The following is a 12,867-nucleotide window of genomic DNA, read 5'->3' on the forward strand; positions in this document are numbered from 1 at the left end:
CAATGCTCATACAATGGGATTATATATATTTTTTGTAATTATGTGCATAGAAAGGGGAGTTGACAGTGAACACATTTGGAGCAATGATCGCATTTTTACTAGCTATTATTTTTATTTTACGGAACGTTCCGGTAGGGTATGGGATGATGTGTGGGGCGTTTATTGGCGCTTTACTTGGCGGTGCTTCGATCGATGAGGCCGTTCGTTTCATGATAGATGGTGCAAAAGAAATGATCCCTTCTATTTTGCGCATGTTAGCTGCTGGTGTGCTAGCTGGCGTATTCATGCAATCAGGGGCGGCTGTCGCGCTGGCAGAAAAACTTGTGCAAGCGTGTGGAGAAAAATATGCACTGTTTACGCTATGTTGTACAGCGATGATGTTAACGGCTTGTGGAGTGTTTGTTGATGTTGCCATTATGACAATTGCCCCTGTTGCGCTTGCAATTGCGCATCGGCTTGAGCTGTCGCGCTTTGCGATATTGCTTGCATTAATTGGTGGAGGAAAAGCAGGGAATATCATTTCCCCGAATCCGAACACGATCGCCGCAGCAGAAGCGTTTCATGTGCCGCTTTCTTCATTGATGATTGCAGGCATCGCGCCAGCTGTTGTCGCCCTTTTTGTCACGTATCAGCTTGCGAAACGATGGTCTCGTGACGTCGTACATAGCGTACAAGTCGAAACAGTGAAAAAAGAAACACTTTCATGGCAAAAGGCAATCGTTGCCCCTCTTGTTGCGATTAGTCTGTTGTTGCTCCGTCCACTTTTTAGCATCGCGATTGATCCGCTCATCGCATTGCCAGCCGGTGCGCTCGTTGGCGTAGTTGTAATGAATAAAACGAATGAGCTAAACATGTTTTTGCGCGTGGGTATGGAAAAAATGAGCGATGTTGTGTTGATGCTTATAGGTACAGGAACGCTAGCCGGCGTCATAGCAAATTCATCGTTACATGAAACGTTTATGGATACGTTTCAGTCGCTCGGCCTTTCTCCATATGTCATCGCTCCGCTCGCAGGTGCATTATTATCAGGTATGACTGCATCAACAACAGCCGGTGCGGCAGTAGCGAGCCACGTATTCGGAAAAGCATTAATGGAAGCAGGCGTCTCCCCGCTCGCCGGTGCGGCGATGGTACATGCGGGCGCAACGGTGCTTGATCATTTGCCACACGGCAGTTTTTTTCATGCTACAGCAGCAAGCGTGCATATGTCACCGAAAGAGCGTCTCCAATTGCTTCCGTCTGAAACGCTCATCGGCTTAACGATTGCAGCAACATCTACGATTGTTTTTACTTTACTTTTATAAAACAATGTTCTAAATCATCAACAAATAAAATAAAAAAAGGACTTTCCATCCATATGTAGAAAAATGATATATGAAAGGGGAGTGGAGAAGTGAGAAACGTATATATTTTTGTATTTATCTGTCTGCTTTTATTTGCACATCCTGCTTGGGCGCAAGGAGAAACGAGCATTACATTAAGCGTCGCAGGCGATGTGACGCTTGGTCGCGATGACAACTATGGCTATACATATTCGTTTGATCATGAAGCGAAAAAAAATGGTCTTGCTTTTTTTACAAAATATATTGAACCGATTTTTAAGAAAGATGATTTTACAACCGTCAATTTGGAAACAACGTTAACAAATGCAACGCAAAAAGCGGAGAAAAAGTTTCGTTTTCGAGGCGATCCGTCGTACGTTAACATTTTAACACGCGCGAGCATTGAAGGGGTCAATCTTGCGAATAATCATACGTTGGACTATGGACAAAAAGGATATATAGATACGATTGCTACGTTAAAACGAGCGAACGTCGGATATTTCGGGAACGGAATACGGCTTGTAAAGACCGTCAAAGGAGTGAAAATCGGTGCGCTCGGCTATAAAGGATGGAGCGATACGAAGGCGGTGCGACAGCAAATGGAAAACGACATAGATGCCCTACGAAAACAAGGAGTCCAAATCGTTCTCGTTCATTTCCATTGGGGTGAGGAGCGAAGCTATGTGCCAAATAGCACGCAAAAAGCGTTAGGGAAATTTGCGATCGATAGCGGAGCAGATCTTGTCGTTGGCCATCATCCGCACGTCATTCAAGGAATGGAGCAATATAAAGGAAAAATGATCGTTTATAGCTTAGGCAATTTTATGTTTGGAGGCAATAAAAATCCGAGCGATAAAGATACGTTCGTTTATCAACAAACATTTTATTTTGTTAACGGAAAAAAACAGCCGAAAACAACGATTCGCATCATTCCATTTCGCATCTCATCTGTCACGACGCGAAACAACTATCAGCCGATTCCACTTCAAGGAAAAGAAGCAAGTCGCGTAAAAACAAAAATTGTTCATCTATCAGCAAAAATTAATAAACCAACATGGCTCGTATATGAAAAATAAAGTAAAGTATAATGGAAAGAAAAGGAGTTGATTTTATGTACATTGGGGACATTGTATTTCAACTCGTGATGCTCGGCACGTTGCTTGGGGTTTTTGTTGTGTTTGTTTTTGGTTCTGTACGGTTGATGCGATCTATAAAGGGAAAAAGAGGGTAAAAAGTTCGGCAGGCGCCGAACTTTTTTTACTTTACAATTAATACGGGTGCTTCTACTCGCTTAGCGACTTTATGGCTCACGCTTCCTAACACCATTTCTTGTAACGTATTTAATCCGCGACTACCGACAATCACAAGATCAAAGGGATGCGCGTTTGCAAATTCAACAATTGCAGGTCCTGGTTCTCCTCTTAACAGACGAATTTCGTACGGAATGTTAGCTTCTTTCAGCAATGCCTCAGTTGAAGATAAACGTTTTTTACGCATCGCTTCGCGTTCTTCTACGTTTCCTTCTAGCAATACGTCTGTTTTCGCTGTCGTTGTGTTAATGACATACACAACAGTGACCGTTGCTTTTTGAATGTATGAACAAAGTTCAATTGCTTTTTTTGTTGCGCGTAAAGCATGTTCAGAGCCATCTGACGCAAGTAAAATGTTTTTCATTGTTTCAACCTCGCACCTATTTTTGTTTATTATATCGTCTAATGAAAGCTTTTTCAAAAAAATTTTTTGGTATCGCTTTCTTTATTGATATGTATGCGTGTATAGCCGTTTTTAAGCCGTCATAAAAGGTTGAGCATGTGAACAATGTTATGTATAATCGGCTTTGTTGTGTACGGGACGCTTCTTTACGGAAGAAGCAATATAAAAAGGAAAGAGGGGTTGTATGTTTAAACATTGGAAGGAAGAATGGTTTGGAAATATCAGAGGAGATGTATTAGCTGGACTAGTCGTTGCACTTGCGCTTATTCCAGAAGCGATTGCATTCTCGATTATCGCAGGTGTCGATCCGATGGTTGGTTTATACGCTTCCTTTTGTATGGCGGTCGTCATCTCTTTCGTTGGCGGAAGACCGGGGATGATTTCGGCAGCAACGGGGGCAATGGCGCTTGTTCTTGTTAGTTTAGTCGCAGAGCACGGTTTACAATATATGCTGGCAGCTACAATTTTAACAGGTGTCATTCAAATTGTTTTAGGTTTACTTAAAATCGGGAATATATTGAAATTCATTCCTCGTCCAGTTATGATCGGATTCGTTAACGCGCTTGCTATTTTAATTTTTGCTGCTCAATTGCCACATTTCCAAGGAGAATCTTGGGTGATGTATGCACTTGTTGCGCTCGGTTTGATCATTATTTACGTTTTCCCGCGCATCACAACAGCGATCCCATCTCCGCTTGTTGCGATTATCGTCATTACAACGATCGCTTTCGTAGCTAAATTAGATGTGCGCACCGTTGGAGATATGGGGGCCATTTCTGCAACATTGCCGAGCTTTTTGATTCCGAATGTGCCATGGACTTTTGAAACGCTTATGATTATTTTTCCTTATTCATTATCTCTTGCGCTTGTTGGATTAATTGAATCTCTTTTAACGGCACAAATTGTCGACGATTTGACCGATACAGAAAGCGATAAAAATAAAGAGTCGCGCGGACAAGGAATTGCTAATATTGTGGCCGGTTTCTTTGGCGGTATGGCAGGCTGTGCGATGATTGGACAATCGGTTATTAACGTAAAATCAGGTGGGCGCGGTCGCCTTTCTTCCCTCGTGGCGGGTGTGTTTTTAATAGTGCTTATTGTGGTGTTTAACCGTCTTGTTGTTGCGATTCCACTTGCGGCGCTCGTTGCCGTTATGATTATGGTGTCGATCAGTACGTTTGACTGGGGTTCGATACAACGACTCGCTAAAGTGCCAAAGGCAGATGCTTTCGTCATGATTATTACTGTTGCCACAGTGGTAATCACGCATAACTTAGCGATCGGAGTGATTGCTGGAATGATGTTAAGTGCGTTATTTTTTGCAGCCGATATGTCTAAAGTGAAGGTGACGAAAACGATAAAAGGTGACATCGCAACATATGATGTAGAGGGAACGCTCTTTTTCGCCTCCGCGAATGATTTTGTCCGTGCGTTTTGCTACAATGACGATGTGAAAAAAGTAAACATTAACTTGGCGAAGGCGCGTATTAAAGATGAAACAGGTGTGCATGCCATCGACCGCGTCGTCATAAAAATGCACCAAAACGGCATAGAAGCGAATGTCATCGGCTTAAGTGAAGCGTGCGAAACGCTTGTAAATCGCCTTGCGCTCTACAACAAGCCAGGAGGTCTTGAACAAACGATTGGACATTAAAACCGAGCGATATGCTCGGTTTTATAATGCCTTTCCGCAAGATGGACAAAAGCGAAAATCTGTTTGTACGTTTGTTCCGCAGTAAGGGCAAAACTTCTCCTCTTCATGATGGGCGAAGCGAGCATTTAGCGGATCTTTTTCTTCATTTTCGTCAACAATATCGACGATGGACATCCGTTCTTTCCCTGTAGCGTTTTTATAATGATATACCGCCTGAAAAATACCGATACCAATAACGATCAATCCGAAAAAAGGAAAGATTTGTGTTCCTGCAATTGGAGATTCTTTTGTAATGGAAAAAGTCATAAACGTCCAAAATATGCCGAATAAAATGGTGGCGATACTGCCAATAAATCCTTGCATGGACGGTCCACGGCCAGGCTTTATACTTTTCATTTGTGTTCCCTCCAATTTGTTTGATACATCCATTATATACAAGAAATAGATAAAGTTCATGTTGTTTTTAAATAAAAGGAGTAGAATGTATGCTAGAATGAGTATTGATACCATAAAATATATGGTAAGCATCATGACACAGAAGGAGGGGTTTATGATATGCCATTATCATCATTAAGGCGTGAGGCAAGGAAAGCATTGAAAGGAAAATGGGGAAGCGCGGTGCTTCTCATACTTGTTTATGCCCTTGTAACGATGGTTGTTCCTTTCGGTGTTGAGGTTGTGTTCAGTGGAGGATGGGAAGCGTGGCTTTATCAAGAAACTGTACCGGTATCTGCCTCGATTGTAAGCATGTTTGTTTCGTTTGCACTCATCCCGCTTAGTGTCGTCTTGTATTGGGTGTTTTTAGATGCGTATCGCAATGAGCCTATTCGTATCGCTCCGCTATTTACTGTTTATCAAAACGGAAAATTAGCTTTAAAGCTGATTGGTACTTCGCTTTTATTCGGGCTTTTCGTCTTTTTATGGAGTTTATTGTTCATCATCCCGGGAATTATTAAATCGTTATCTTACTCACAAACGTTCTTTTTATTAAAAGATCATCCAGAGTACAGTGCACTTCAAGCGATTAGCGAAAGCAAAAAACGAATGAAAGGGTATAAAGGAAAGCTATTTTTACTATATTTGAGCTTTATCGGTTGGGGACTTCTCTCAATGCTCACGTTTGGTATCGGATTTTTATGGCTCGTCCCATACATCTACACATCGCTTGCTGCGTTTTATGATCAATTTATTCGTACGCAAGAAGCACCGGCTGAATAAAACGAACAAGGGCGCCCTTGTTCGTTTTATTTTTTTGAAATAAAGCTAGTAAAATATCGAATTGTTTTGTAAAATCATTAAAAAAAGAATATTGTTTCTTTTTGTCGAACATATGCAAGGGTAGAGGTGTTTTGATTTAACGATATAACCACGTTTGTAAAATAAACAATAATAGTGACATACTATAATTGAAATGTGTTATAATAAATACGGAGAAGTTTTTGATCGAATCGATGGGATTTAGGGGGTCCAATGATGAAAACAGATGTCATTTTAATCGGTGCGGGGATTATGAGTGCGACTTTAGGGACGTTGTTAAAAGAATTGGCACCAGAGTGGGATATTGTGGTATTTGAAAGATTAGATCAACCAGCAGATGAAAGTTCGAACGAATGGAACAATGCCGGAACCGGTCATGCCGCACTTTGTGAACTAAACTACACAGTGGAAAAAGCGGACGGATCAGTTGATATAAGCAAAGCGATTAAAATTAACGAACAATTTCAAGAGTCGCTACAATTTTGGTCTTATCTCGTTCAAAATAAGCACATTCGCAACCCGAAGGACTTTGTTATGCCAATCCCGCATATGAGTTTCGTGCAGGGAGAAGAAAATGTCGCATTTTTAAGAAAGCGCTTTGAACAGATGGCTAATCATCCGTTATTTAAGGGGATGGAGTTTTCTGACGATCCGCAAAAATTGAAAGAGTGGATTCCGCTGATGATGGAAGACCGCATGGTCACAGAACCGATTGCTGCCACGCGCATGGAGTCAGGGACAGATGTGAACTTTGGGGCTTTAACGCGCATGTTATTTGAACATTTAGAACATAAGCATGTCAATTTATATTATAAACATCATGTTGAAGATATGAAACGGACAAGCGACAATTTATGGGAAGTAAAGGTGCGCAACCTCACAACCGGCGAGGTCGAAGTCCATACAGCGAAGTTCGTCTTTATCGGTGCAGGCGGCGGAAGCTTACATTTACTACAAAAATCCGGCATCCCTGAAGGAAAAGGAATCGGTGGATTCCCGGTAAGCGGACTATTTATGGTGTGCAACAATCCGGATATCATTGCTCAACATCATGCGAAAGTGTACGGAAAAGCGAAAGTTGGTGCACCGCCGATGTCTGTCCCACATTTAGATACGAGATTCATAGGCAATGAGAAAATGTTATTATTTGGACCGTTCGCTGGGTTTTCACCAAAGTTTTTAAAGAACGGTTCGATATTCGACTTAATTACGTCTGTCAAACCGCACAACGTGTTGACGATGCTTGCAGCAGGGGCGAAAAACATGGCGCTTACAAAATATTTAATTGAACAAGTCATGTTATCAAAAGAACAACGCATGGAAGAATTGCGCGAATTTATCCCGAATGCGAAAAGCGAAGATTGGGATGTTATTATCGCTGGTCAGCGCGTGCAAGTCATTAAAGATACAGAAGCAGGTGGCAAAGGAACGCTTCAATTCGGTACGGAAGTTGTTGCCGCCCATGACGGCTCCGTTGCTGCTTTACTCGGTGCATCACCAGGCGCTTCAACGGCTGTTCATGTTATGCTTGAAGTCATTGAAAAATGCTTCCCAAATGAAATGAAACAATGGGAACCAAAAATTAAAGAAATGATTCCATCATACGGTGTATCACTGATGAAAAACGAAACACTTTTACGCGACGTACAAATGCTCGCTGCTGAAACGCTTGGCCTAAAAGAAAATATGCCTCTCCAAATTGCATAAATGCGAAAGGCAGAAGTCGGTGGACTTCTGTCTTTTTTGTAGCGTTCATGCACACATTTGTTATAATGAGGAAATAATTTACCTTTGTTTCGTCTTAGGTTGGACTAGGATGTTATAAACGAGGAGAAAAATATTTTTTGTTTTTTAGTTGCAAAATGCAAATAATGACGTATAATAAAATCAAGAGGTGAGGAAATGGAAAATGTTCGCGAACTATTCCACACGATGACAAAACGTCTCGAGCTGTTAGACCGAAATTGCTGTACGGTTGGTGGGGTTGAATTATCGCTTGTGCAAAGCCATATTTTATACGAAATTGACCGGATGAACGAACCATCGATGCAACAAGTGGCTGATGCGTTAGCCATCGATATTACGACGTTCAGCCGGCAAATTCAAACGCTTGTCAAAATGAACTTAGTGAAAAAAACACCTTATTCCCAAGACCGCCGCGTCTATATTTTATCGTTAACGCCGGAAGGAAAATACGTCACAGCAAAAATTGACGCGGAAGTGAACGAATATTTAGGTGAAGTATTTTCACATATGAGCGAGTTTGAACGCGAAACGGTTCTTCGCTCCATTCAGTTGTTGAATGAATGCATGGGCAAATCAACAGTCTGTTGCAAACCGTTATTTTAAGGCAAGAGAAATCTTGCCTATTGTTTGAACAAATACTTGCATTTTGCAAATAAAGAGGAGAATTCATTTGGAAACGATACAATCGTTTTTCTTTTTAGCGTTAGAGCTTACGTTCCTTTTTCTTGTTATTTCGTTTTTTATTCAATTCATTGAGGGATACATCCCGTATGATCGCATGCAACAGCTGTTGGCAGAGCGCCATCCGCTCATTGGAGCAATCATTGCTGTCATGTTTGCCTTTGTGACTCCATTTTGTTCATGTTCGACCATCCCGGTCGTCGTGTCGCTCTTAAACAAAAACGTTCGGTTCGGGCTTGTCATGATTTTTTTATTCGCTTCCCCTGTACTTGACCCGACGATTTTAACGTTAATGACCGCATTGCTTGGCATCAAAGTAGCCGTCGTATATACGTTATTGACGGCGATGCTTTCGATTCTCATCGGTTTTATGCTAGAGGCTTTTGGATTTGAACGCGCAGTCAAACGCGTGATTGTGAAAGGAAACGTGGATATCGGGAAAAAACGGACGTTGAAAGAAGCGTGGCATGAGACGCTTCATCTCATGAAAACCGTATATCCGTATTTATTGTTAGGTGCTGGCATTGGCGCATTCATCCATGGCGTTGTGCCAACGGACTGGATTTCAACCTACATGGGAGGTGATACATGGTGGCTTGTTCCGCTTGCCGCAATCATCGGCATTCCTTTTTACATCCGTCTCTCTACGATGATACCGATTTCGCAAATGCTCCTTGCAAAAGGGATGGCGCTCGGTCCGATGATAGCGCTTATGATTAGCTCCGCAGGCGCAAGTTTACCAGAGATTACACTACTGCATAGCATTTTTCATAAGAAACTCGTTTGGGCGTTCATCGCCTCGGTCATCTCGATGGCGACTTTGTCAGGATTTTTGTTTTACATCATATAAAACATGGAGGAGATTCGTATGTTTAAAAAATTGTTTGAGAAAAAAGAAAAAGGTTGTTGCGATGTGCAAATTATTGAGGTCAAAGACGACGCATGCTGCGAGGAGAAAGAGGATTGTTGTGAAGAAAAGGAAGATTGCTGCGAAGGGAAAGAGAACCAACAAACATGTTGCTAGCACCAGAGCACCAGGGGAGCCTGGTGCTTTTTGCATGTTATACATATAGCAGGATTTTTAGTGAGGATGACGAAGTAAGAGGGGGTTGTTTTTTTTATTTGGGAGATAAGTGGTGAAGAAAATGGGTGGAAAAGAAGATGAACAAGTGATGGAATCAATCATCGTGTATGAACAAAAAGAAAAAATAGAAGGAATGGGTATCATGCAAATCGCTCATCTCCTCGAACGAAGCGAAGAAGAGATGCGTAAGGTGGTGGAAATGAAGTCATAGCGCATTTGGCTATGGCTTTTTTTGTATATATGATGAAAATGAATGATGGATGTATATTGTATTATGGAAAAAGGTGTAATCATTCCGCGACGGTTTGATCATTTATTTGTAAACGAAAATCTTGCAAGACGCATAAAAGAAGTATTTACGTACTTAAGAGAATGTAATGCTCCTTTTTTGGTGATGAGGGAGGGGGACTTGTGGAATTTTTAAAAATGATAAATATAGAAATGTCATGTTTTGTCGAGTGTCTGTTCTTGTAAAATAACGTCGAGTATAATAAGACATAGATAGGTTGTTCGGATATATTATAGGGGGTTTTTATAGTGACAACGCCATACCAAAGCCAATATTTTGCCTATGAACTAACTCGACAACACTCTTCACGTTCAATCGGCCGGTTAAGTCAGTCATTAATTAATGCAACCGTTGATTTAAATCCACACCAAGTCGAAGCGGCGTTATTTGCGTTTCGTGCTCCCCTTGAGCGAGGCGCCATTTTAGCCGATGAAGTCGGGCTCGGAAAAACGATTGAAGCAGGACTCATTATTAGCCAATTGTGGGCAGAACGAAAGCGCAATATCCTTATTATTGTACCGCCACCACTAAGGAAGCAGTGGAATCAAGAACTTTGGGAGAAATTTTATATCTCGTCTATCATTTTGGAAAGCAAAAACTTTAATGAAATGGTGCAATCAGGACAACGCAATCCTTTTTTGCAACAAGATCAGATTGTCATTACTTCTTACCAATATGCACGAAATAAAGCAGACATGTTACGAAAAGTGGCTTGGGATCTAATTGTTTTCGATGAAGCCCATCGAATGAGAAATGTATATAAAAAATCGAACAAAATTGGCAGAGCTTTGCGTACGGCGACAGCTGGATGTCCGAAAGTTTTACTTACCGCTACACTATTGCAAAATTCATTGATGGAATTATATGGATTAATCAGCTTTATTGATCCGCATATTTTTGGAGATGAAACAACTTTTCGGCGCCAGTTTGCGCGCGGGGCAAAAGAAATGTCGGATGCTGATTTTCTTGATTTGAAACGGCGCATTAAACCTGTTTGCCACCGGACGTTGCGGCGGCAAGTGACGGAGTATGTCAACTATACGCAACGTATCCCGATTACGCAAGAGTTTATGCCGACGAACAATGAATGGGAATTGTACGAAAAAGTGTCCACATATTTGCAGCGGGAACAGCTTTTTGCGTTGCCAACAAGTCAACGGGCATTAATGACATTAGTTGTCCGTAAATTGCTTGCTTCTTCTTCGTTTGCGATTTCTGATACGCTATATTCCCTCATTCAACGACTTGAACAATTATTAAAGGATTTAGAACGAGGAAAACTTGAGACAGCAGCAGAATGCTCTGACGTTTACGAAGATGTAGATGAATTTAGTGAAACAGTAGAAGAATGGGAAGAAGAGGAACAGCCAATACATAACGGGTTGTCATTTTCTGAAATGAAGCAGCTGGTGTTACAGGAAAAACAAGAACTAGAACAATATTATGAGCTCGCGAAATCGATTCGTGAAAACTCAAAAGCGGAAGCGCTATTAATTGCTCTTGAAAAAGGATTTGAGAAATTAAAAATGATAGGCGCGAATGAAAAAGCCGTTATCTTCACCGAATCGCGTCGAACGCAAGCGTATTTGTGCGAGTTTCTTGAACGCAATGGATATGCAGGGAAAATCGTATTATTTAATGGGAAAAATGGAGATGAACAGTCAAAACAAATTTATGCACAGTGGCTAGAAAAACATCAGCACAGCGACAAAATAACTGGCTCAAAAACAGCCGATATGCGCGCGGCTCTTGTGGAATATTTTAAAGAGCAGGCATCGATTATGATTGCAACAGAATCAGCATCAGAAGGAATTAACCTGCAATTTTGCAGCTTAGTTGTCAACTATGATTTGCCATGGAATCCGCAGCGGATTGAGCAGCGGATTGGTCGCTGCCATCGATATGGACAAACCCATGATGTCGTTGTCATTAACTTTTTGAACCATAAAAACGAAGCGGATAAAAAAGTGTATGAAATTCTTTCTGAAAAGTTCCGATTGTTTGAAGGAGTTTTTGGCTCTTCAGGTGAAGTATTAGGCGCGCTTGAATCCGGTGTCGATTTTGAAAAACGAATCCAGCAAATTTATCAAACATGCCGCACAGCAGAGGAAATTGAGCAAGCGTTTAAGCAATTGCAAGCAGAGCTAGATGAGCAAATTCAACTAAAAATGAAAGAAACGCGCATGCATTTGCTAGAGAACTTTGATGATGAAGTGCGAGAAAAGTTACGCGATCATTACCATCAAACAAATTTGCATCTCAATCGGATGGAGCGCTATCTCTGGGGTTTGTCTAAGTATGAAGGTGCAAAAGAAGCGATATTTGATGATGAAACGTTAAGCTTTACGAAAGATGATGAAACGTACCAAATGATATCGCAAGCGAAAAAACAAGACCGTTCAAACGTCCATCATTATCGTTTTTCTCATCCATTGGCGCAAAAATGGATCGAACAGGCAAAAAGCCGCCAGCTTATCCCAAAAGAAATTACTTTCCGCTATTCAGATTATGAGGGAAAAGTGACGATTTTGGAACAATTGATTGGGAAAGAAGGATGGTTGTCGTTAGATTTGCTTCACGTTCAATCGTTGGAAAACGAGCAGCATTTTATTTTTTCAGCAATTGATTTAGAAGGGGAGCAACTCGATCAAGAAATTTGTGAAAAAATGTTTGAGTTGCCTGCTGTGGAAGGAGAAGAAATCGAACTTTCCGAATCGATCGGCAATACGCTTCGCCGTATTAGCAAAGCACAGCAACAATCGATTTTAAATGACATCATGGAACGGACATCCACTTATCTCGACGCAGAATTAGAAAAATTAGAAAAATGGTCACAAGACTTGAAAAATAAGCTTGAAAAAGATATAGATGAAATGACGGTGGAAATTGAGCATTTGAAGCGGGAGGCGAAATTAATCCGCAATCTTGCTGAAAAGCTAGAAATGAACAAACAAATTAAAGAGTTGGAAAAGAAACGAAACGACATGCGCCGAAGCCTTTACGACCAGCAAGATGAAATTGATGAACAAAAAGATCGTCTATTTGAAGAAATCGAGAAAAAGCTTGAACAACGCACCGCAACCGAACATCTTTTTACCATCAAGTGGAGAATCGTATAACA

12 protein-coding genes are annotated in these 12,867 nt (G+C 41.2%); 10 read left to right on the plus strand and 2 right to left on the minus strand.

Annotation, left to right across the window (positions count from 1 at the left end; translation table 11 throughout):
* The first annotated feature begins 59 nt into the window (after nucleotides 1-59).
* A complete protein-coding gene (locus AFK25_RS06010; RefSeq protein WP_019418468.1) occupies nucleotides 60-1,304 on the plus strand; it encodes a GntP family permease in 1,245 nt (414 codons plus the stop codon).
* Nucleotides 1,305-1,408: 104 nt separating this feature from the next.
* On the plus strand, nucleotides 1,409-2,398 hold the full coding sequence (locus tag AFK25_RS06015) for a CapA family protein (protein WP_420806291.1): 990 nt from the start codon (nucleotides 1,409-1,411) through the stop codon (nucleotides 2,396-2,398).
* Nucleotides 2,399-2,579: 181 nt separating this feature from the next.
* On the opposite strand, the gene AFK25_RS06020 is transcribed toward AFK25_RS06015, so the two are convergent.
* Nucleotides 2,580-2,996 (minus strand): universal stress protein, encoded by a 417-nt coding sequence (locus AFK25_RS06020; RefSeq protein ID WP_019418471.1) that lies wholly within the window; start codon nucleotides 2,994-2,996, stop codon nucleotides 2,580-2,582.
* Between the two features lie 223 nt (nucleotides 2,997-3,219).
* Between AFK25_RS06020 and AFK25_RS06025 the strand changes: the two genes are divergently transcribed.
* Nucleotides 3,220-4,689 carry a SulP family inorganic anion transporter gene (locus AFK25_RS06025; protein WP_035065790.1) on the plus strand — a complete coding sequence of 490 codons (1,470 nt, stop codon included), beginning with the start codon at nucleotides 3,220-3,222 and terminating at the stop codon, nucleotides 4,687-4,689.
* 21 nt (nucleotides 4,690-4,710) lie between these two features.
* Here AFK25_RS06025 and AFK25_RS06030 read toward each other — a convergent pair whose 3' ends face one another.
* Nucleotides 4,711-5,085 carry a zinc ribbon domain-containing protein gene (locus AFK25_RS06030; protein WP_009362553.1) on the minus strand — a complete coding sequence of 125 codons (375 nt, stop codon included), beginning with the start codon at nucleotides 5,083-5,085 and terminating at the stop codon, nucleotides 4,711-4,713.
* A gap of 159 nt (nucleotides 5,086-5,244) precedes the next feature.
* Between AFK25_RS06030 and AFK25_RS06035 the strand changes: the two genes are divergently transcribed.
* The 7 genes from AFK25_RS06035 (at nucleotide 5,245) to AFK25_RS06055 (ending at nucleotide 12,865) form a co-directional block, all read left to right on the plus strand.
* The gene (locus tag AFK25_RS06035; RefSeq protein ID WP_035065789.1) at nucleotides 5,245-5,907 is read left to right on the plus strand and encodes a DUF975 family protein; all 663 of its coding nucleotides are present in this window, start codon (nucleotides 5,245-5,247) and stop codon (nucleotides 5,905-5,907) included.
* A 255-nt stretch (nucleotides 5,908-6,162) separates the two neighbouring features.
* The gene (locus AFK25_RS06040; protein ID WP_035065787.1) at nucleotides 6,163-7,653 is read left to right on the plus strand and encodes a malate:quinone oxidoreductase; all 1,491 of its coding nucleotides are present in this window, start codon (nucleotides 6,163-6,165) and stop codon (nucleotides 7,651-7,653) included.
* Nucleotides 7,654-7,848: 195 nt separating this feature from the next.
* A complete protein-coding gene (locus AFK25_RS06045) occupies nucleotides 7,849-8,295 on the plus strand; it encodes a MarR family winged helix-turn-helix transcriptional regulator (RefSeq protein ID WP_035065773.1) in 447 nt (148 codons plus the stop codon).
* A 67-nt stretch (nucleotides 8,296-8,362) separates the two neighbouring features.
* Nucleotides 8,363-9,223, plus strand: coding sequence for a permease (locus AFK25_RS06050; protein ID WP_420806289.1), 861 nt, complete (start codon nucleotides 8,363-8,365; stop codon nucleotides 9,221-9,223).
* Between the two features lie 18 nt (nucleotides 9,224-9,241).
* Nucleotides 9,242-9,397: a hypothetical protein gene (locus AFK25_RS15100; RefSeq protein ID WP_009362559.1), complete on the plus strand. Its 156-nt coding sequence runs from the start codon at nucleotides 9,242-9,244 to the stop codon at nucleotides 9,395-9,397.
* Between the two features lie 112 nt (nucleotides 9,398-9,509).
* Nucleotides 9,510-9,668, plus strand: coding sequence for a hypothetical protein (locus AFK25_RS14990; protein WP_205626208.1), 159 nt, complete (start codon nucleotides 9,510-9,512; stop codon nucleotides 9,666-9,668).
* A 326-nt stretch (nucleotides 9,669-9,994) separates the two neighbouring features.
* Entirely contained in the window at nucleotides 9,995-12,865 is a 2,871-nt protein-coding gene (locus AFK25_RS06055; RefSeq protein ID WP_035065770.1) for an SNF2-related protein, read from the plus strand.
* Nucleotides 12,866-12,867 lie beyond the last annotated feature (2 nt).

The sequence above is a fragment of the Anoxybacillus gonensis genome, from assembly GCF_001187595.1.
Taxonomy (GTDB): Bacteria; Bacillota; Bacilli; order Bacillales; family Anoxybacillaceae; genus Anoxybacillus; species Anoxybacillus gonensis.

Bases quoted from the DNA above. Each gene is read 5' to 3' on its own strand.
- AFK25_RS06020 (WP_019418471.1), bottom strand. From the start codon at position 2,996: ATGAAAAACATTTTACTTGCGTCAGATGGCTCTGAACATGCTTTACGC.
- AFK25_RS06025 (WP_035065790.1), top strand. From the start codon at position 3,220: ATGTTTAAACATTGGAAGGAAGAATGGTTTGGAAATATCAGAGGAGAT.
- AFK25_RS06030 (WP_009362553.1), bottom strand. From the start codon at position 5,085: ATGAAAAGTATAAAGCCTGGCCGTGGACCGTCCATGCAAGGATTTATT.
- AFK25_RS06035 (WP_035065789.1), top strand. From the start codon at position 5,245: ATGCCATTATCATCATTAAGGCGTGAGGCAAGGAAAGCATTGAAAGGA.
- AFK25_RS06040 (WP_035065787.1), top strand. From the start codon at position 6,163: ATGAAAACAGATGTCATTTTAATCGGTGCGGGGATTATGAGTGCGACT.
- AFK25_RS06045 (WP_035065773.1), top strand. From the start codon at position 7,849: ATGGAAAATGTTCGCGAACTATTCCACACGATGACAAAACGTCTCGAG.
- AFK25_RS15100 (WP_009362559.1), top strand. From the start codon at position 9,242: ATGTTTAAAAAATTGTTTGAGAAAAAAGAAAAAGGTTGTTGCGATGTG.